This is a genomic window from Bacillus sp. FJAT-27986, assembly GCF_001685035.1.
GTDB lineage: Bacteria > Bacillota > Bacilli > Bacillales > Pradoshiaceae > Pradoshia.
This window is the reverse complement of record NZ_MAYV01000001.1, coordinates 137745-158793: the sequence shown is the minus strand read 5'-3', so window position 1 is coordinate 158793 and position 21049 is coordinate 137745. Positions and strand designations below refer to the sequence as shown.

Genomic DNA, 21049 nt, shown 5'->3' with positions numbered 1-21049 from the left:
GCTATTAATGGAATCACTCTTTTTTTGCTTAAACTACACATCCCTTTAGATTTAATAGTTATATGAAATAATGATGGCATTTTTATGCATAAAAATACAAGTAAGTATTTACCTCAAAAAATTATGGTGATATAATTTATTTACTTTTTTAAAGAGGGTGATCCCCATTAGAATGTTAATTTTAGAAGATGAGCCTGTTGCGAGAAAAGTACTAAGGAAAAGGCTTGAATTACAAGGATATACAGTAGATGATTTTGACGATCCAGAGGATGCAATTATAGCTTGTGATAAAGTGAAATACGATTTATTAATTTTTGATATTACCATTCATGGTGCAATTATTGATGGTTTGGAAGCTGCTTCTATTATAAGGAAAAAACATAATATTCCCTTTGTCCTCGTTACCGGAGCAGATTCGTCAGATGCAAGATTGCGAGGATTACAGGAAGGTGCGCTTTTGTATTTTACAAAGCCTTTCAGCTACAAAGAACTTGTCCTTAACATAAAAAATATTATGGAAAGTACAGCAGTAAAAAATAATTCGTATTATATACATAGAGGATTAAAAATTGAGCCTCTTCGTGGTACGATTACGAAAGAAGATGGCAGTGTTGAAACGCTATCGAAAATTCCAATGCAGGTGTATACGTATTTATTAGAACATAAAAATCAAGTTGTCAGTAAACAAGAATTATGGGAAAAAATATGGACTGAGCATGGGGATATGAGTGATGACATTATTAATACAACGATAAATCGGATTAGACGAAAGATAGGTAAGAATAGCATTAATACGATTAAAAATGTTGGATATGAAATCAATGATTAATAATTGGCTAACCATTAAGCGTTTTACCATTTTGTCAAATATTCTTTTGTTCTTAATATTTACATCCATAGTAATACTGCAAAATATTAATCGGGTAAGCGATTCTGCAAAACACCGGATTAATGAAGTATTGCCGAACTTCTATTTAGTTGAAACTCATTTAGCTGAATATGGGTTACAGGAAGATTTTTTAAATGATAAATTTGGTAAGCTAGCTGGAGCTTATGAGTATATGATGATTTTGGATCATGACTCAAGTTATCAAAATATTGCCTATAACCAAACAACAAAGAATATCAATATTTATGAAGGAAAAGATAAAAAATATTTACCAATTATTAAGTGGTTATTAAATCAAAATCAAGATGAGTTTTTTGTAAAAGATGGGTTGAGTGATAAAAAAATAAAGGTTGAACTTTATGAGGTTAACGGGTCTGTAATAGCGGAAATTGAGCATGCCATTCAAACGGAAGCATTCAATGGTCAGTTATATACGAAGATAAATCTCTCAGCTCTGCTTATTGAAGATTTTAAGGAAATACTCATTACGAATGCTTATTTATATTTAATCATATTCATCTTTTTCTATTTATTCCAAGCTTTATTATTTGAAACTATCTTTAAACCTTTATCAAAGATGACCAATCATTACAAGCTGAAAAACAAGTTTAATATTACACCTCATTTTATGAATGACTTTATGTTAAGAGAGATGAAAGAGTTAAACGATGTTACGAATCGTAGTGTTGAAAAAATGCTGGCTGTAACAGACGAGACACACGCTTTCTTGGAAGAGATTGTCCATGAGGTTCGTAATCCTGCACATAATATTAAGAATACCATTGAATATTTGGAGGACCTGATTGATAACGAAACTCATCCTGAGATTAAAGAAGGATTGTTTCATATTAAAAACCAATCTAGTAATATAGATTCGTTATTAACAGGTATTAAATTATCGCATGAACTTTATTATTTAGGAGGAAATCCTCCCGATAGCTGGATAGAACCAAAAGGTTGTATTGAACCATTAATGGCTGCCTATATGAGGAATTACCCCTCCTACACATTTATTTTTAATGATAATGTAAGTAAAACCACCAAAATCTGGATTGATGAGTATTCATTTGAATTAGTCATGCAGAATTTATTGAGCAATGCAGTGAAATATTCTACAAAGGAATCAACCATTTTTGTGGGAATTAGAGAGAATAAGCTTGATAATACTATTAATATTGACGTAACCAACACTGGCTCATCTATCCATTATTCTAATATCAATAAGATCTTTGATAAGTATGTACGTCTAAGTATGGCTAAGCAGATAACGTCTGGATCGGGTATTGGGTTATGGATTGTTAAAAGGGTTTCTGAAATTTATGATGTGAATATTGATGTAAATAGTACAAATCAATCAGCAACCTTTTCGCTGAAGTTCAAGCATATTAAACAGGAAAATATTGAAGAATAGCGCAGGGAAGAGTGGGGCAACAATTTAATGCATGCCTCACTCTTTTTTACATTACTGAATATTTCTTGGAGAATACGTTTTATTACTTGAAGTTTTAGATGAGAATGCTATTATGCTGAATGAAAATCGAATTAATAGAAAAAAGCGGAATATCCAAAATCGGACATTCCGCTTTTTTTCCTTAATGGTGATTTTAATTTGATTTTGTTTCCTCTAGCTTTGTTAATTTATTGCGCATCTCTAAAGAATCCTTTTTTCCATGCATAAAATAATAGACTACGATTAATGCCAATACGAGAATCGACATGATTAGATAGAGATTTCGATAGCCTGTGAAAGGAATAATCATTCCAAGTACATATGGGCCAATTCCGAAGCCTACATCCAAAAAGATAAAAAAGGTTGCTGTTGCTAAACCGATTCGGTGAGGAGGAGTCACTTTTACGGCAATAGCCTGAGTTGTAGATTGGATATTCCCAAAACCGAGTCCAATAATTGCGCCGGCTAAAAGCAAAATAAATCCGTTATTAGCATAGCTTAATAGAAGAAGTCCAAGGGCAAATACAAGTAAGCAGGGATACATAATAATATTAGATCCTTTTAAGTCTAACAAGCGGCCAGTAAAAGGTCTTGACACTAAAACCGCTGCTGCATAAACGACAAAAAAGAAACTTGCTGCTTCAACTAATTGAATCTCTTCTGAATAGAAAGTAATAAATGATAAGACGCTTGAATAGCATAGGGCTCCCAGCATCATAACGATAGCAATGGGGATAGCCTTTGGTTCAATAAAACTGGAAAGCTTAACTCTATTGTTTTCTGATTCAACAGAAGTGTGAGATTGTTCATTTTGTATTTTTAATAGAAAGGCAGTTAAAAAGCTAACAGCTCCCAATGCTATACAAAAGCTGAAAATGACTTCAAATGTTGTATGCTGTTTTAAATAAATACCTAAAAAAGGACCAATCGCAGTAGCAAGAGTGGCACTAAGGCTAAAATATCCAACGCCTTCACCACGTCGTTCTGCTGGTATGATTTGCGCTACAATGGTACCGGTAGCCGTACTTGCAATTCCTAATCCGATTCCATGTAATAAGCGGTTAACCATCAAAAAAGACAAGCTATTAATCCCAAAATATAAAATAGTAGTTAATGTAAAAACGATAAGTCCGAATAATAATATTCTTTTTCTGCCGTATTTATCGATAATTCTACCTGTCAGAAGTCGGCCAATAAGTGCTCCAATAATAAAAATTCCGGTAACCAGTCCTGCTTCACTCGTTGAAGCACTAAATTGTTCAACAGCATAGACCGAAATTGACACCATTAATAAATAAAAAACAAGTGTTAATAAAAAATTAATGGTGGATACAATGATAAAATCTTTTGTCCATAATTTTGCTCGTTCCGTTTGCATAGTTATCTCCTTACTCATTAAAATTTTGCTTAATCCTTTCTAGGATATTTAGGAATTGTTCTTGTTCATCTGTCGTAATACCTATTAACTTTCCAATCTGAAATTCATCAATCTCACTTCTTACAACTTTATATTGTTTCTCTCCTTTAGCAGTCAGTTGAATATTTTTCTTCCTTTTATCTGAGCTTGAAAATGACTGAATATACCCTTGCTGCTCGAGGCTGTTGACTGTGCGGGTTATCGCTGGCTTTTCGATACTTTGATATTTAGATATCTCAACAAGGGTATGTGGCCCATAATTAAAAAGGATATACATAATTGTCCATTGTGGTCTGTTCAAAGCATATCTACCTAGAATTTCATTTAACTGGTCAATATAAGGTTTATGCACCATAGACAACTCGTGAAATAACTGTTGATATCTTTCCATTTTACCTCCTTATAAATTAGTTACTTTAGTTAACTAATCCAATTTTTTTATTATGGCAGAGAAGAGGAGAAGATGTCCAGTCTTTAAATAATGGTAAAACATAGGCATATTATTTTGCTTTGAATTCAAACTATATTAAAATAAATTTACAAATCATATAACTTACATGGAGGTATACATATGACTAAAGTTTTATTTGTTAAAGTAAACGATCGACCGGCAGACCAAGCTGTTTCTGTTCAAATGTACAATGCATTTTTACATGCATATAAAGAAGCAAATCCAACTGATCAAATTACAGAGCTGGATTTATTCCAAGTAGAACTCCCTTACTATGGAAATGCGGCGATTACCGCTCTTTATAAAAACAATCAAGGAATCGAATTAACAGAAGAAGAAACTAAATATGTTAATTTAGCAAATCAATATATCGATCAATTCTTATCCATGGATAAAATTGTTTTTGCCTTCCCTCTTTGGAATTCAACTGTTCCTGCGCCATTAATTACGTATATTTCGTATTTGGCTCAAGCCGGAAAAATGTTTAAGTATACTGCTGAAGGTCCGATAGGATATGCAGCTGATAAAAAGGTAGCACTATTGTCTGCAAGAGGTTCTGATTACTCAGCTATACCAGGAGCGGAAATGGCAGTTAATTTAGTTAAATCTGCTATTAGCCTTTGGGGAATTACTAACCCAGAAGTTATGGTTATTGAAGGACATAATCAATACCCAGACCGTACGGTTGAAATTGTTGCAGAAGGGCTTGAGAAAACCGCTAAACTTGCTGCCCGCTTCTAATTAAGAAACATCAATACTATATCGTTGGATTTACCATTAATATAGAAAACAATAAAAACAGTGGGATTCGATTAAGAATTCCCACTGTTTTTATATATAAAGGACGATAAATGACGCGTTTGTTAAAAAATAAGCAGAATAGTACCAATTGTAATCGCAATACCACCAATAATCGTATTTTTATTAGGTTTTTCTTTTAAAATAATAAAGCTTAACACCATTGTAATGACTACGCTGAATTTATCGATGGGAGCTACGATAGACACCTTTCCGATTTGAATGGCAGCAAAGTAGCACAACCAAGATAAGCCAGTTGCGATACCCGATAGGATTAAAAAGACATAGGACCTATTAGAGATCGTTTTAAGATCTTTTTGCGTTCTTTGGAAAAATACAATGCTCCAGGCAAAAATTAAGATCACTACAGTACGAATGAAGGTGGCGACATTTGAATCGACATCCTCGATACCGATTTTCGCCAATATACTGGTTAGTGCTGCAAAAACGGCTGATAAGACAGCCAGGAAAATATACGACTGAAGATAGCCTTCTTTCTTCTTTTTTTCTCTCTTACCGATAAGAATAAAAGTACCAATCGTAATAACGACCCCTCCTGCAATCACTAACGGAGTCAACGGCTCCTGAAGGATGATAAAGGATAAAATAATTGTAATTATGACGCTTGATTTATCAATAGGAACTACTTTTGATACATCACCAATTTGTATGGCCTTAAAAAAACATAGCCACGATAGGCCAGTGGTTATACCTGATAAGATAATGAAAATCCATGCCTTAGGATGGATAGTATACAGCTCATCCCATTGCCCGGTTATTCGAACAACGGCATAAGCCATAATTAGGACTACAAACGTTCGAATCGCAGTGGCCAAATTTGAATTCACATTATTAATCCCGATTTTTGCTAATATTGACGTTAATGCTGCAAATAAAGCAGCCAGTAAAGCTAACAGTATGCTCATGAAAATCCTCGCTTATTTATGTACTTAGAATCGGTTTGTTCCTCTGGTTTTTTCTAACTTTAACTATAACTCAATTCCATTTAAAAAGGTATTTGGTTTCATATAAGTTTAAATACTTGATTCTTGAGTTGTATTTACATGAAGAAAAAATACACTCCTTATGTCACATAGATTATCTACCCGGCATAAAAAGTGTATTTTAGTTTTAGGATTCAAAGGATATATAGTAGGGATATGGGAATCTCATTTCAAGCTGTTAATTCAAACGTTCCAACGGTTTAACTGCTGGGCCTTCGATGACTTCCCCGTTAGGTGCAAAGCGGGATCCATGACATGGGCAATCCCAGGAACGTTCTCCATTATTCCATTTCACTTCACACCCCATATGGGTACAGGTAGTATCTACTACACAAACGTTACCTGTATGGTCGCGATAGGCACCGGCTCTTTTACCATTAAAGGTAACGATACTGCCTTCATCGGGTTTAAGTTCATCTGGACTGATATCTTTATCAGCAAGTTTTCCTTTAATTAATTCTTTTGCTACATTTATATTTTCTTTTATGAATTTACCGGCAGATTGTATATGTGTTTCTGAACGAGTGGGGGTAAACAGATCAAAATATGGATTTTCTTTTCCACGTACTAAATCACTTAAAATTAGAGCAGCGACAGCTCCGTTCGACATTCCCCATTTCCCAAAACCAGTTGCAACAAAAATATGATCCTTCATAGAAGAATATGGACCAATATAAGGGACATAATCCAATGTTTCTAAATCCTGTGCTGACCATCTGTATGGAAGGTCATTAACTGTGTAATACTTTTCGGCAAAATCCTTTAGTGCTTCATAATGCTTAAATGGATTTTCGCTTTGACCGGTTTTATGACTTTCTCCTCCAAATAATACCAGGGTTTTATCCCCGTCTTTTGTATGGCGGATTGAGCGGGTAGGCTGCTCGGCGCTAATGTACATTCCATCTGGTAGGTCTTCCTTGATTTCAGCGGCAACAATGTAAGAGCGTTTCGGGCTCAGGCGAGAGAAGTACAGTCCCTGCATATCATAGAATGGATAGTGGGAAGCAATCACAACTTTATTGCAATAAATGGTATGTCCATTCTTCACTTTAACTTGAACAGGTCCTTTATCGTCATCTTCAATAGCTTCTACTGGCGATTGTTCAAATACTTGTCCGCCTTTTTTTATAATCAGGTTTAAAATATGGCCTAAGTATTTAACTGGATGAAATTGTGCTTGATTAGGCATAATAATGGCATTTTTGATTGGGTAAGGCAAAGGCAGGTGTTCGACAAGTTTACCTGGAATGCCCAGTTTTTGATAAGCTTCGAACTCTGACTTGATTTTCTTTTCAAATTTTTCAGTCTCTGCGTAAAGGATGGCTTCCTGTTCTTCATAATCACAATCGATCTCTTCTTCTTTGTAGAGAGAATGGATAAATTCAAGGCCATCCATATTTGCCTGATAGTATAGTTTCGCTTTTTCTTCACCTATCGAATTAATTAATTTGTCATAAATTAATCCATGCTGGGCGGTTATTTTTGCTGTTGTATGGCCTGTTGTCCCATTCATCACTTCGCTTGCCTCAACTAATGCAACCTTTACTCCTTTGCTGACCAATTGATAAGCCGTTAAAATACCGACTATTCCAGCTCCAACTATAACAACATCTGTTTCTAAATCATTTTGTAGCTTATTAAATTTCAGTTCTTCTTGATTCTGCATGAACTTCGTCCAATATGAACTCGATTGATTAGGTAATTGATTCATTTTAACCCCTCCGGTTTTTCCAATATAGTATATAGTTACCCATGTTTTGTTAAAAAAATCAGCTAATTATGATAAACGGATTGTTTATAATGAAGACTGATTGGATATTAAGTAAAAAAATGGGGGCTGGAGGGGAATTCGATTGAGGAGTCAAACTAAAAAGAAATTATTGGTAATAGGAAGCTTTCTGTTGGGATTCGGCTTTATGGGTGCTATGGATGGGATTATTTTTCATCAGCTTTTACAATGGCATAGTGTCGTGATGGAAACGAGTCGCTCAGGTCAAATCATGAGTGATGGGATTTTTCATTTTGCGGTGACGATTGCTTTGGTGGCAGGGGGCTTTATTTTATGGCTTGCTGGTAACCCATCAGACCAAAAGCAGGGTGTCAAACAGATTATTAGTTGGTTTTTAATTGGCTCAGGTTTATTCAATATGTTGGAAGGGATTGTTAATCATCATATCCTGCAGATTCATAGGGTAAAACCAGGTGATCCCAATGCTTTATTCTATGATATAGCGTTTCTGATAGTTGGAGCTATTTTATTTTTGATTGGTTTGTATTTGAAAAATAGTGCGTACAGGCATAAGGGTGGCGAAGAGATTCATGTATAGAATACTTAGCTTTATTGTTATCGCTGGGTTTGTATCCATCATGCTATATTTTCATCAACAAAGCAGCCATTTCAGCAATGATGCTCATGCTGGGCATACGGGACAACATGATGGATTAGAAATAAGCAATATAAGCGAAGTGAAAATTCCGGAAATTAATGGATGGATCAAGCAGGATCAAACAGGGTGTTGGATGCTGAAAATCAACACAAAAAACTTTTCGTTTAAACCAGAAAAGCTGGGTTCGAATGAGCAACGAATTAATGAAGGTCATGCCCATCTATATATGAATGGAGATAAAAAGAATAGAATTTATGGTCAATATTATGATTTAGGCACACTCAAACCAGGGGTGTACAAGGTGAAGGTTACGTTAAATACGAATAATCATAAAGCACTAATGTATAACGGTAAGGAGATTGCCTATCACTATAAACTTAAGGTGAAATAGATTACAAACAGTCATCTGACAATTCAGAAGATATACCTATATGGTAATTTGGAATTAAATGGTATGATTATTCATATAAATGATTATCGATGGAGGATGAAATGTTTGGAAAAATTTATATTGCTATTCTAGTATGTTTTTCTCTCGTTTCTTGTATGATGGCCATCGTAAAACCTTCCATATTTGACTTGCATTTAAAAAATTTTCGCCGAAGCCTTTATACGTTATTTGTGCTTTGCCTCGGAATCGGCATTATTGCAGGCGGAATAAATATAACCAACTGGACATATATATTGAGTTTAACTGCAATCGTTGTTTTTATCGATTTATCCGTTCTTCTAACACCAAGCATTTTAAAGATATGGCAGGCAGAGTTTATAACAGGTTCTGAATTTCTTGAAGCTACCATAAAGGAAAATGAAAAAATTCAACGAGCGACGGTGACAAAGGTAGAGCATATGTCCTTATTAGTACAGGATGCTATCTATTATTTTGAGCAAAAGCCTGTTCCTGAAAACGGAGAAGAATATGAGAGAGAGTTAAAGAAATATCTTGTCCTGTATTGTGAGGAATTTGGTTTGTCAGTTGATATCAATCAGTACGAAGCTGACGATTCGATTGACTTAGATATATCCGTCAGGGAGAGAATTAAACAAAAGCTTATCAGGATTGATCATATACATAATTTCGATTTTAATCAGCAGCTTTTACAAAGCTTTACCGATTCGATTTTCAATTTAGAGGTTATCACCCTTGAAGACCACGATGCTTTGTTAATTCCTATCCATTTACAAATGTATAACTTTATTATAGTTTTAAAGAAAGATAAGGGCATTCCCATTGAAGTGGATGGTGTTCATATTGCTAATTTAGTTCACATTTATGATTCGTTTATGTAAAACTTTGGTATAATAAGGGTATAAAAGTTAAGGAAGAGAGGAGTAAGATGGCTATGAGGCGTAGGAGAAATAACATTCAGTCTGACGATTCCGCTGAGGCAATGGCAAAAGACTCCCAGTCAGGTCCCAAAATCACCCATCTCTCTGATAAATCAGTCAGTAAGCAGACAAAGAAAGTAAAAGAAATGAATAAAAAAGCATTGGCTTATATATACTCTGTAAAATAACAAAGTGATGGGACTTTGTTATTTTTTTTTGTATTGCTTTTTTGTGTTATAGCATAAGCTATAACAAAATGCACATGTTAGGAGCATAAAATATGACATCTAAGAATGTAACTAAACAATTAGGAAAAAACAGAAGGTACACAGTTTTGGGCAATAAGGCATTAAGGATCAGTAAAATGAATCATGAGGCCATTAGAGTTTTAAAAAAACTTCGAGGTAAATTTGGATAATTGAAGAGACTAAAGGCTAAATAAAACATTCGTTAAAGATAAAAAAGACAGCTTCCGGATAGGGAGAGCTGCCTTAAATTGTAATAAGAATATGTTATTATTTATCCCATGGAAGTAAGTAGAAGAGAATACAGAAGAAATGCATAACACTTCCGGCGATAACGAAAAGATGCCAAATGGCATGATGGAATTTGAAGCCTCTCCATACATAAAAGATAGCACCTACCGTGTATAGAATACCTCCAGTAACTAATAAAATCATTCCATTTGGCTCAAGGAAGTTGACCAATGGTTTCCATGCGAAGACAATCATCCAACCCATTACTATGTAAAGAAGTGTTGATACGATCATATATTTTTTAACAAAAAATGATTTAAAAACTGTTCCCCCAAAAGCTATTCCCCAGACAATACCGAATAAAGTCCAACGTGTCCAACCGTCCAATACAATAAAACAAAATGGCGTGTACGTACCTGCGATAAAAAAATAGATAGCTGAATGGTCGAATATTTCAAATACATTCTTAGCTTTGCCCTGGGGTAAGCTGTGCAAAAGAGTGGAGCACAGATACATAAGAAGCATTGTTATTCCAAATATAGTAAAACTAACGATGTGCCAAGCGGTCCCATATATAGAGGAATGGAAAACCAGCAAAATCAGCGCTACTATACTTAATATAACACCCAGGCCATGGGTAACTGCATTTGCGATTTCTTCACCTTTGCTATAAACATGAATGTCCTTCATTAAATTTCCTTCTTTCTAGTACAATATGAATTATTATCATTAGTATAATGCAATATCATTAATATGTAAATATTAATACTCTATATTATTGCTTCGACAATTCATTATATAGTTTTAATAACTACTTATCACCCTTTTTATAGTATGCATGTTAAATGAGATATTTTTGAATTCATCTTAATTAAGAAAAGGAAACTGGTTATCAGTTTTTTTGTGGTTTACGCAGGTCTGTTATATGAAAGATTTAACTATACCAAGACTCGCATTAGTTCTTCTGAGGCGTGTTGTTTAACTATTCAATAAGAATCATTATTTTAACCATTATAAATAATGAATGGCTTCTACGAATTTAATGAATATAGTAGTATACTAGTATGGTATTTATTTAAGTTACAGTAAAAGGAATGATTGACGTTGAGATTAATTGCAACAGACATGGATGGGACTTTGTTGAATGGTAAAGGTCGTATCAGTAAGGAGAATATAATCGCAATTGAAAAAGCACAGGCGGAAGGGATTCAGGTAGTTATTGTTACAGGAAGACCATACAGTTATGCCTTGATGCCATTGGAACTGGCTGGATTGTGTTGTCCTGTAATTGCATTAAACGGAGCTGAAATAAGAGACGAGCAGGGAGAAGTATTAAATAAACTCCCACTAAAAAAAGAATGGTGCCGCTCAATTCAAAAAGTACTGGAAAATAAAAACGTATATATTGAGTTTTTTACTAACGTTGGAGTTTTTTCTAAAAGTATGGAACAGTATATTGACATTAGAATGCAATTAAAAATGGAGAGATTCCCATACGCTGATGAAGCTCTAATGCTAGAGGATGTTAGAAGAAGAGCGGAGGAACGATTTAAATTCGAACACTGCCATTTTGTAGATAACTTTGAAGGTATATACCTGGATGAAGAATTGATTATCTATAAGATTTTAGTATTATCAGCTGATATGGATGAATTGGCACGTATAAATAGCGAATTAGCCGGTGAAACCGAGTATATCATTACCTCTTCTGAGCGCGGAAACATAGAATTTAATCATCCAAAAGCTCAGAAAGGAACATCATTAAAGATGTTGGCTGATCAATTTAATATCGAGATGAAAGAAGTTATGGCACTTGGTGACCATTTAAATGATGTTTCCATGCTTCAGCTGGCTGGACGTGGAGTAGCTATGGGAAATGCTTCCGATGAGGTGAAAGAACTCTGCCAATATCATACTAAAACGAATGTAGAACATGGTGTTGCCTGTGCGATTGAAGAAGTCCTTGCAATACGTCAAGTTTAAGGTAGTTAGTATGATTACAGCTTAAGTCAATTCTAAATGAGATTGCTAATAATATATTTCATCAAGTCTAATTCTAACAAAACTCAAACTTTATATATGATATATGATTTTCTGCTGATTCTAACGTGATATGTTTATAAATTTTCAGTTGTTAACATCCGTATATACATTCATTTTGTTTATATAAATATGTAAAACAATAGCGAAATAGAATGATTGGTGTATAATGGTAACGGAGCTGACTCCGTAAAATTTTGCAGGGTTATAATTGATCTAATTATAGCCTCAGGAGGAAAAACATGACGATAAGCACAGAAAATATTATGGAATTGATTACGGTTGACCAATGGGATGATGCATATTCAATAATGAAGCAATTACGTACTGATTTGGATAAGCATTCGTATTTAGAATTAATGAATCAAATGCATAAAGAAGGGTACAGGCTTTTTGCATTGTTTTTAGGTGAAGAAGTGGTAGCTGTAATTGGTGTTAGTTCTCGTGTGAATTTCTATAATAAACGTCATATCATTGTTCATGATTTGGTAACAACTGAAAGTAAACGTTCGAGAGGATATGGGGAAAAGCTGCTTGTTTTTATTCATGAATGGGCTAAGGAAAATGGTGCGAATTATGTAGCATTAGAATCTGCTCTTTCACGCACGGATGCTCACCGCTTCTATGAAGAAAAGTTAGGCTACGATAAATGGTGTTACTCATTTCGTAAAAAGCTGTAATACATGATTTCAGATTCTGCGGAACGCCCTTCTTTCGGCATACAAGGTGCAAGCTTTTCATATTTTATTTTTTTTGCCGTGACCATTTTGATATTTGCGTAAATCTTTATCTTTCTTTTTGCAAATAGAACATTTATTGAAAAAAGTGAACATACAAACTTTCTCCTTTAGGAATAAAATAATAGTAGCATAGAACTACTATGAGTATGATAATGAATAACAAAAAAGCCCAAGAAATGTTGTTAATCAGCATTTCTTCGGCTTTTTTGATATTTGCTGATGACTTAAAAAGCTTCATGCCACAGCATAGTTATGGTTAAGGCACTGCTGGAGTCATTTGGATTACCTGGGAATAATTTAATTAATATGGCTCCTGGTGTAAAGACTACCTCTGGGCGATGCTTTAAAGGTAAACTGTTAAGCATTCCTAAGATTTCATTTTTTTGCCCATGCTGAGCATACGTCATTATTTGTCTTGAAAACTGTGGATTGTTTTGAATGTGGTTAGTTATGGTGTAGGCATCATTTATAAGCTCCTTGGCAACCCCTGCTGAATTAATAAATATTACTGGTTGAACTGGAGGAAGCTGGCGATCATAATTTTGGTAATTATTATGGTAACCGGGGTGCATATTATTCATGTCATATGGATTATTCATGTTCCTATCTCCTTTTATCAAAGTAATTATAAATGAATGGATATTAAAGATGGTCTATAGTATTCATACCTATGAAGAGGACTGGCGATAGGTGAATCTTTGGATATGTAAGGAGAAGATGCCTGGTTAAAGTGTTAATGATACTTTTACTTATAATTACTCCTTGTTTTATTGGGATTTTAGTTGGGTCCTTAACCTAGACAACCTATATAGCTGGTTGTCTTTTTATTTACTCTTCTTTAAAAGAAGAACTAAAGAAAAAAATTCCACTAATAATCTGCTTTAAATAAGGCATGATATATCAGAAAAATGATATAGACGATCTAGCAGATTAACTCATTGTAAGTGTATTAGAAACTTTTTGATGTGAAGCTAACAGGAGGTATTTCATTGAATGCTGGAAAAGTGGATTTAGAAGAGAAAAAGGAGTTCAGGGCTGTACCAATGATGGCAGTTTTGGCAGTGGCAGCATTCATTGGTTTATTCAGTGAAACAGCCTTAAATTTGGCTTTAATCAATATTATGCATGACTTTAATATAGAAGCTTCAACAGCACAATGGCTGACCACAGGATATTTATTGACATTGGGAATTTTGGTACCTGTTTCGGCTATCTTAATTCAAACGTTTACGACCAGGCAATTGTTTTTTTTCTCTCTGGCGATGGGAATTGTTGGCACATTGATTGGTGGCCTTGCGCATTCATTTCCTATATTGGTGTCGGCGCGAGTCATCCAGGCCATTGGAACCGCTATTCTTTTACCCTTAATGACTAATTGCACACTTATTATTTTTCCTCCGCATAAACGTGGGGTAGTGATGGGATTAATGGGGCTTGTTATCATGTCTGCTCCTGCATTTGGCCCTACCTTCTCTGGAATCATTGTAGACCAATTAAGTTGGCATTGGATTTTTTGGACATGTTTGCCGATATTATTGCTTTCCATGGGTGCCGGGATATTTTTTATGAAAAATGTTACAAAACTAACAAAACCAAAGATCGATATAAGGTCAGTAATACTTTCCTCAATTGGATTTGGCGGGATTGTTTACGGATTTAGTGCTGCCGGAGAGGGCGGAGGTGGATGGGGAGAAGCACATGTGTTACTCCCTATTGGAATCGGTCTATTTTTCTTGATATTGTTCTCCTTCCGTCAAATTTATACTGATAATCCTATGATTAATTTGCGCGTATTCACTTACCCTATGTTTTCCCTGGGTGTCTCATTGGTTTTTTTAGCTATGTTAATGATTTTATCGAATGCCATTCTATTACCGATGTATTTAAAAGGAGGGCTACTATTATCGGCATTTACAGCTGGTTTAACGCTTTTGCCTGGTGGGATAATGAATGGGATTATGTCTCCAATTAACGGAAAATTAATGGATAAATATGGGGCGAGATGGTTGGTGGTTATTGGGTTTGTATTAACTAGTATAGCGAGTATTTTATTTTTACAAATCACAGCTGATACTTCTTTATCGACAATTATCATAATGCATGTTTGCTTATCAATTGGCATTGCTTTTATCATGATGCCTTCACAGACAAATGGCTTAAATCAATTACCCAGAAAATATTATCCTGATGGGACCGCTGTCATGAGCACGCTTCAGCAAATTGCCGGAGCTATCGGAACTGCATTGGCGATTACCTTTATGACAATGGGGCAAAATTCATATTTAAATGAAGCAGGGAGTTATCCTAATTCAGAGGTTCTAACGGAGGCTCTCATTTATGGTGTGAAAAAAGGGTATATCCTTATAATGGTTGCTTCAATTACCGGGTTATTATTGTCTTTATTTCTGAAAAGAGTGAAAGTATAGAGAAAGAAAACTCCTTATGTGAAATAGGGAGTTTTCTTTTTGGGTATATAGGCCGATTATTTTGAAATAAATGTATATATTAAAGTAAAAAAATAATCAAAAAGTGTAAAAAGGGTTTATAAGTTTGTAAATAGAGGAATTTAGGTATAGGTGTTGTTCTGTTTGTATAATATGAAAGCTAATACAAAACATATAACTAACTATCTTTTATACAGATAGTAAATCGGAAAAGATAGTGAATTACCATAGAATACCACAAAAAATCTTGAATATTTTCACAGAAGCAGAAGAACAAAAGGGGTTGCTAAGACTTGAAGCTTAAAAATTTGTTGAGTGATGTCGCAAAAGTGTCAGATAAGGATAAAGAAATATATATTACCGGGATTGCTAATAATTCATTAGAGGTAAAAGAGGGATTCATATTTGTAGCCATTACAGGATTTCAGGTGGATGGTCATACGTATATTGAAAAGGCAATTGAAGCTGGAGCGAGAGTTATAATCGGCGAAAAAGAAATCACTGATCTATCGGTCCCGTATATTAGGGTTGAAAATAGCCGCGCTATCCTGGCTGATTTAGCTAAACGTTTTTATCCTGTGCAAGCAGATAGAACAATTATTGGAGTAACAGGTACAAATGGAAAAACTACTACTTCGTTTATGTTGAAGCATATCCTTGAAGCTTATGGTAGATCCTGTTCTTTATTTGGTTCGGTTTATAATTATATAAATGGTGAAAAATCTACACCCTCTGTAAATACAACCATGGATGCATTGCAATTACAAAAAGAATTATCAAGAAGTCAAGATGATATTGTCATAATGGAAGTATCTTCACACGCACTGTCACAATATCGAGTGAAAGGGATTAGCTATGATTATGCTCTTTTTACAAACTTAGACCATGACCATTTAGATTATCATAAGGATATGGATGATTATTTTTCAGTAAAAGCACAGCTTTTTACTCAATTAAAGCCAGATGGTGCTGCTGTGATTAATACGAATAACAAATGGGGCAGTAAACTTGAAAAAAGGTTATGCGGTACTAATGACCAAATTTTTTGTGTAGGGAATAAAGAATCTGATTTGTATATTCAGCAAAATAAAACGGGTGATATACAGTTTGTATATAAAAATAAAGAAATCTATCCTATTAGGCTTTCTATTAAGGGAAAACATAATATTCAAAATGCGGCGCTTGCATTTCTAACAGCGAGAAATATGTGTGTACCAGGTGAAGTAATAATTAATGCACTACAATCATTTCCTGGCGTGCCGGGGAGATTTGAAGTAGTGAATCACCCGACAGGTGCACAGTTAGTTGTAGATTATGCTCATACTTGCGATGCTTTTGCACAATGTCTTAAAACCGGAAGAGAGATGGGGGCAAAGCGCATCATTCATATCTTTGGATTTAGGGGAAATCGAGATGTGACAAAGAGACGTGGTATGGTTGAAATCTCGAAAAAGCACAGTGACCTATGTATTTTAACGCTGGATGATTTAGGGACCGAATCTTTTGAGGGGATGATAGAAGCACTACATGATTTAAAGCCATCTGCCAAAGGGAAGGTCATACCGGATCGTACGTCGGCAATCGAATATGCTTGGAAAATTGCAAAAGATGGTGACTGGATTTTTATTACCGGAAAAGGCAATGAAGTTTATAAAAATACGTATCTTTTACCGACTAATTCCGACATAGATACATTAACTTATCTTTCAAAAGAGGAAAAAACAGTTAAGGTAATTTGAGCCTGATTGCAAAATTTGTTGAATTAATAATAATATAGTCGAATTTCCAAGAAAACGTTTGACTATAGTAAGTAGTTAAATTATATTAAGTATGTAGTAATGATTACTACATACTATTTTTAATATAAAATTGGTCATACCATTTTGTTTAAAAGGGGAAGAGGGAATGAAACAAGAACCACCAAGAATTGCTTGGATTACAGACACGACATGCACATTAAACGAGAATTTTATTAAAAAAAATCGAATAAATATTATTCCTTTACAAATTGTTATCGATGGAGTTTCATACAAAGAAACAATTGATATTACAGAAAAAGAATTTTACGAAAGAATGGCAAGTGAAAATACCACTTTCCAATCATCACAACCATCAATTGGTGAATTTGTTGAATTATATGAAAAACTGAAAGAAGAGTATGATTATGGAATAGCGTTCCATTGCTCGGGTAAACTATCAGGTACTTTTTCAACATCTGTAATGGCTGCTGAGCAAGTAGGTTTTAAATTGTTTGCAATTGATTCACGTACTGGATCTTACCCTCTTTCTTATTTGATGAAAAAAGGTATAGAGTTATTTGAACAGGGTTTTGATGCTGAAGAAATTGTCAGACAAATCGAAGAAATCAAAACGAATGCAAGGCTTTTCCTCATACCGTCTAATCTTAATCAGCTCCATAAAAGCGGGCGAGTCTCAGGAAGCCAACGGCTCATTGCTAACTTGTTTAATATTAAGCCTATTCTTTCTATAGAAACAGAAGGGGCTAAAATTAGAGAAAAAGTTAGAACTGAAAAGAGAGCTATCCATTATATAATGGATTTATTAAGAGAAGATATGAAAGTTTGTAAGGTTAGTAAAATAGTAGTTATCCATGCTGATGACGAAGAAAATGCGCGTAAATTGGAAAAACAAATAAATGAAGAATTTAACTCCATTCCTACTGAGCGAATGCTATTGGTTCCTGTTGCTGGAGTCCATACAGGAGTAGGAACAATCGGAGTCTCATGGGTATGTGAATAAATAGTAAAACTAAAGAAACTAAAGCTCCTCGACTGGGAGCTTTAGTTTTTTATAGTTACATACTGGTTGTATCATTTAAATTTATTTCGTTTGGATTATCCAATGCTTCCTTAGGAAGTACAATCTTATCAATTTTATTATAGTCATAGTAGCTAGATTCAATACTTTGTTCTAATACAAGGGAATTTCCGTTTTCCGAGATACCTATATTCATATCTACATTCATCACCGATGGTAAAAAAGTATTTTTGTCTATAAAGATTTCATATTCGACTTCTTGTAGTGTCATAGATTTCAGAGCTGTTTCTAATTCAGGTATATTAGCAGGTAATGATCCTTTTACGTATTCATTTAATTTTTCATCATTGCCTGCTAAAGTTAAAACATATTGATCAGCTTCCTGCTCAAAGGTAAAGTCGTCTGCAAATGACTCTAAATCTTTCAGAGAATCTAATTGATTCGTTCCCGGCTGTAAATTAAGCCCTTTCGCCACCTCAGTATAATCTGCATTATATCTTCCCCACTGATCTCCCTCGATATCGTGCATGAAAAATCCTTCATCTGTTAAATATTGATCGATTTTACCTTCCTGTTCTCCGGTTGCTGGATTTTTATAATAAATTTCAATCTGTTGGTATAAGGACAAAGGTTCCTGAATCATTTTAGAGTCTGTCCTTGTTTCTGTTGTCAAAATGATTCCATCAGCTTCAGTTGATATTTCTTGATCTATATCTAATTTAAGACCAAGACTTTTAACTTCAGAAGAAGCCTCAACCATTTTTTTATAGACTTCCTTGGCTGTTAGTTCAGATTCACCATTTTTTGTTTCCTCTGCCTTTGCTACCTCATTGCCATTTTTAGATACCGGTGAGGCTTCCTCATTACAAGCAGTTAAAAATAAAATGAAAAAAATACTTCCCAAATAAGATACTGACTTCTTCAACATATGTTCCTCCTTGATATTGAATTCACTGAAGACGAAGTACATTCTAAAGCATATTAAGCAAAGTCATATATGTATAAATTAATTGCAAGTTTGCAAGTGCTTAACTAAGTAGACAATTGGACTGATATCAGGAAATGAATTTTTTATACTGATTGAGATGATACCTAATGAAGAGAGCATCTGGAGATTATTCATAGTGGTAATGATCAAATCAACAATAACACAATACCCTAAATTTTGTAAAAAATGCATCTTTATAAATATAATTAATATTTTGTTTGAATATGATTATAGCAACTGTATTACTAGTTATATAAGTAAACAAAACAGAAGAGAAGGGGGGCAAAAGCTGGTGTGAATTCTGAATGGAGGATACCGCTACATTAATCTAAACTTTAAATTTATAAATGATAATCTAAAAGTAGCAAAGAATGGCTGGATCAATGAAAGGGGTTCTGGCCTATTTTATATAGCCGGTTTTGTCAGAATGCAGATAAATTTTTTACTAGCAATAGTGGCAAAAAATGGATTGTCTTAATATCCAATCTTAAATAGTGTTTAAAAAAATAGGCTGTCGACAAAGTCGGCAGCCTAAAAACCATCTAATCTAAAGGTTATCATATATCAGGATTTATAGCTTTAAAATCAGAACCCTTCTTTAAATCATGGAATTTAACCTATGATTTAAAAAGTATTATTTTCATAGGTCTTTTTATTTATTTTATCGATTACCCTATGCAGGTCATCAGGTTTGTGGAATTCGATGGGGGAGAATCCCTTCTCAAATAAAATTTGCTCTGCTTCAATCACCAATACATAACGATTGTTAATTTTGGCTAAATGAATGGTTTCACCGAAATCGGCCAGCAATCCTTTAATATTCGTATTATCCAGCTTCATCTTTAGTTCAATATCCGGTTCTTGTTCAACAATTTGAGCGGCTGCTTCTACAACTTGTTCAGTTGTTAATCGTTCCTGAAGCTCACGCTTGGGACTGTCAGCCCAGATTTCAATAGCTTCTTCAAACTGACGGCGTTCCTCACTTTCGGGCTCATATACTTCACCAATATGCTCCTGTACCATGTCAATGACATGATTCTTCACTAATTCTTGTTTAGATTCACCATACTCTACAAATTTTAAAAAATCTTCGAAATATCGGGCATGTGAGGATTGATGAATTTTTAATTCGCTTTCCTCAATCATGCCTTCTTCAGGCATATGAGGGTATAGAATGGATTTCATATTTTTAGTAGTGATGGCCATCTCGACATTGCGAATTAATGTTTTTTCATCAGATATAGAAGCGACCTTTGGTTCAAAATCACATTTCATTAAAAATAAAAATCGATGTTCGAAAAATTTCCGCGGTACGGCTGAAGCCATAACAAACACACCGCCCCGAACTGCACTTGTATCAAGATAAGCATGAACGAATTCCTCACTGAATGCTTTAAAATCTTCTTTATTATCAGCAAAGCGAGTACGGTTAAATGCATTGTAGTTTGGATTTGAATCCAATGTATGACCTGGTTCAATTATAAAATGGCCCAGCTTTGTTGGTACTTGTTCTGAATTGGGATGACGATCGACTTTACGCTTTACGATTTTCTTGAATTCGCCATCAAGGAAATCTTTAAGAGCACTTTCCTCATATTCATCTGTATCAAGTGTTTGATAATGCTTAGCTGTAGGCTGTTCCTTATCTTCTGTTTCCACAACAAAGAAAGATAAAAATTTAATCTCAAATTCCATGTTATACACCTTTTTTCCTTAGAGTCAGCCTTTTCAGTATCCCAAAACAGAGGTATTTCGTCAATGAAGACATGGTCGAAGATCGAAATAAAGAAAGCTGAGAGTTCTTTTTAAATTTAACCAACCATCTAGCCATGAACTTTCCTTAGTGATGCAATAATAA

General features: G+C 34.4%; 20 protein-coding genes. 12 read left to right on the top strand and 8 right to left on the bottom strand.

Going from position 1 to position 21049, the window contains the following annotated elements; translation table 11 throughout:
* The first annotated feature begins 172 nt into the window (after nucleotides 1–172).
* Nucleotides 173–829, top strand: coding sequence for a response regulator transcription factor (locus tag A8L44_RS00695; RefSeq protein WP_066100072.1), 657 nt, complete (start codon nucleotides 173–175; stop codon nucleotides 827–829).
* Nucleotides 822–2300 carry a sensor histidine kinase gene (locus A8L44_RS00690; RefSeq protein ID WP_066100069.1) on the top strand — a complete coding sequence of 493 codons (1479 nt, stop codon included), beginning with the start codon at nucleotides 822–824 and terminating at the stop codon, nucleotides 2298–2300. Before A8L44_RS00695 ends, A8L44_RS00690 begins: the two co-directional genes overlap by 8 nt.
* 193 nt (nucleotides 2301–2493) lie before the next feature.
* Here A8L44_RS00690 and A8L44_RS00685 read toward each other — a convergent pair whose 3' ends face one another.
* A complete protein-coding gene (locus A8L44_RS00685) occupies nucleotides 2494–3717 on the bottom strand; it encodes an MFS transporter (RefSeq protein WP_066100066.1) in 1224 nt (407 codons plus the stop codon).
* A 10-nt stretch (nucleotides 3718–3727) separates the two neighbouring features.
* On the bottom strand, nucleotides 3728–4147 hold the full coding sequence (locus A8L44_RS00680; protein WP_066100061.1) for a MarR family winged helix-turn-helix transcriptional regulator: 420 nt from the start codon (nucleotides 4145–4147) through the stop codon (nucleotides 3728–3730).
* Between the two features lie 180 nt (nucleotides 4148–4327).
* On the opposite strand from A8L44_RS00680, the gene A8L44_RS00675 reads away from it, so the two are divergent.
* Entirely contained in the window at nucleotides 4328–4948 is a 621-nt protein-coding gene (locus tag A8L44_RS00675) for an FMN-dependent NADH-azoreductase (RefSeq protein WP_066100058.1), read from the top strand.
* A gap of 122 nt (nucleotides 4949–5070) precedes the next feature.
* Here A8L44_RS00675 and A8L44_RS00670 read toward each other — a convergent pair whose 3' ends face one another.
* Together A8L44_RS00670 and A8L44_RS00665 are read right to left on the bottom strand one after the other, a co-directional pair.
* Entirely contained in the window at nucleotides 5071–5931 is an 861-nt protein-coding gene (locus tag A8L44_RS00670) for an EamA family transporter (RefSeq protein ID WP_066100054.1), read from the bottom strand.
* Nucleotides 5932–6187: 256 nt separating this feature from the next.
* Entirely contained in the window at nucleotides 6188–7720 is a 1533-nt protein-coding gene (locus A8L44_RS00665) for an FAD-dependent oxidoreductase (RefSeq protein WP_066100051.1), read from the bottom strand.
* 142 nt (nucleotides 7721–7862) lie between these two features.
* On the opposite strand from A8L44_RS00665, the gene A8L44_RS00660 reads away from it, so the two are divergent.
* The 4 genes from A8L44_RS00660 to A8L44_RS18810 all read left to right on the top strand — a co-directional run bounded on the left by A8L44_RS00660 (nucleotide 7863) and on the right by A8L44_RS18810 (nucleotide 9913).
* Nucleotides 7863–8336 (top strand): DUF2243 domain-containing protein, encoded by a 474-nt coding sequence (locus A8L44_RS00660; RefSeq protein WP_066100048.1) that lies wholly within the window; start codon nucleotides 7863–7865, stop codon nucleotides 8334–8336.
* Complete coding sequence (locus A8L44_RS00655; protein WP_066100045.1) at nucleotides 8329–8787, top strand: hypothetical protein; 459 nt, start codon at nucleotides 8329–8331, stop codon at nucleotides 8785–8787. The genes A8L44_RS00660 and A8L44_RS00655 overlap by 8 nt, the downstream gene beginning before the upstream one ends.
* Before the next feature lie 101 nt (nucleotides 8788–8888).
* Entirely contained in the window at nucleotides 8889–9686 is a 798-nt protein-coding gene (locus A8L44_RS00650; protein ID WP_066100042.1) for a type II toxin-antitoxin system SpoIISA family toxin, read from the top strand.
* Between the two features lie 53 nt (nucleotides 9687–9739).
* Nucleotides 9740–9913, top strand: a complete 174-nt coding sequence (locus A8L44_RS18810) for a hypothetical protein (protein ID WP_175354208.1) — start codon at nucleotides 9740–9742, stop codon at nucleotides 9911–9913.
* A gap of 327 nt (nucleotides 9914–10240) precedes the next feature.
* Here A8L44_RS18810 and trhA read toward each other — a convergent pair whose 3' ends face one another.
* The gene (trhA, locus tag A8L44_RS00645; protein ID WP_066100039.1) at nucleotides 10241–10891 is read right to left on the bottom strand and encodes a PAQR family membrane homeostasis protein TrhA; all 651 of its coding nucleotides are present in this window, start codon (nucleotides 10889–10891) and stop codon (nucleotides 10241–10243) included.
* Between the two features lie 414 nt (nucleotides 10892–11305).
* On the opposite strand from trhA, the gene A8L44_RS00640 reads away from it, so the two are divergent.
* Both A8L44_RS00640 and A8L44_RS00635 read left to right on the top strand, forming a co-directional pair.
* Complete coding sequence (locus A8L44_RS00640) at nucleotides 11306–12184, top strand: Cof-type HAD-IIB family hydrolase (RefSeq protein ID WP_066100036.1); 879 nt, start codon at nucleotides 11306–11308, stop codon at nucleotides 12182–12184.
* 299 nt (nucleotides 12185–12483) lie between these two features.
* Complete coding sequence (locus tag A8L44_RS00635) at nucleotides 12484–12921, top strand: GNAT family N-acetyltransferase (protein ID WP_077247926.1); 438 nt, start codon at nucleotides 12484–12486, stop codon at nucleotides 12919–12921.
* Between the two features lie 284 nt (nucleotides 12922–13205).
* Here the strand turns inward: A8L44_RS00635 and A8L44_RS00630 are convergent, their stop codons facing one another.
* On the bottom strand, nucleotides 13206–13580 hold the full coding sequence (locus A8L44_RS00630) for a hypothetical protein (protein ID WP_066100033.1): 375 nt from the start codon (nucleotides 13578–13580) through the stop codon (nucleotides 13206–13208).
* Between the two features lie 444 nt (nucleotides 13581–14024).
* On the opposite strand from A8L44_RS00630, the gene A8L44_RS00625 reads away from it, so the two are divergent.
* The 3 genes from A8L44_RS00625 to A8L44_RS00615 all read left to right on the top strand — a co-directional run bounded on the left by A8L44_RS00625 (nucleotide 14025) and on the right by A8L44_RS00615 (nucleotide 18185).
* Nucleotides 14025–15407, top strand: a complete 1383-nt coding sequence (locus A8L44_RS00625) for a DHA2 family efflux MFS transporter permease subunit (protein WP_066102227.1) — start codon at nucleotides 14025–14027, stop codon at nucleotides 15405–15407.
* A 311-nt stretch (nucleotides 15408–15718) separates the two neighbouring features.
* Entirely contained in the window at nucleotides 15719–17164 is a 1446-nt protein-coding gene (locus A8L44_RS00620) for a UDP-N-acetylmuramoyl-L-alanyl-D-glutamate--2,6-diaminopimelate ligase (RefSeq protein ID WP_066100031.1), read from the top strand.
* 166 nt (nucleotides 17165–17330) lie between these two features.
* A complete protein-coding gene (locus tag A8L44_RS00615) occupies nucleotides 17331–18185 on the top strand; it encodes a DegV family protein (RefSeq protein ID WP_066100026.1) in 855 nt (284 codons plus the stop codon).
* A 55-nt stretch (nucleotides 18186–18240) separates the two neighbouring features.
* On the opposite strand, the gene A8L44_RS00610 is transcribed toward A8L44_RS00615, so the two are convergent.
* Nucleotides 18241–19131, bottom strand: coding sequence for a DUF6612 family protein (locus tag A8L44_RS00610; RefSeq protein ID WP_066100023.1), 891 nt, complete (start codon nucleotides 19129–19131; stop codon nucleotides 18241–18243).
* Between the two features lie 684 nt (nucleotides 19132–19815).
* Entirely contained in the window at nucleotides 19816–20886 is a 1071-nt protein-coding gene (locus tag A8L44_RS00605; protein WP_066100020.1) for a DUF3900 domain-containing protein, read from the bottom strand.
* Nucleotides 20887–21049 lie beyond the last annotated feature (163 nt).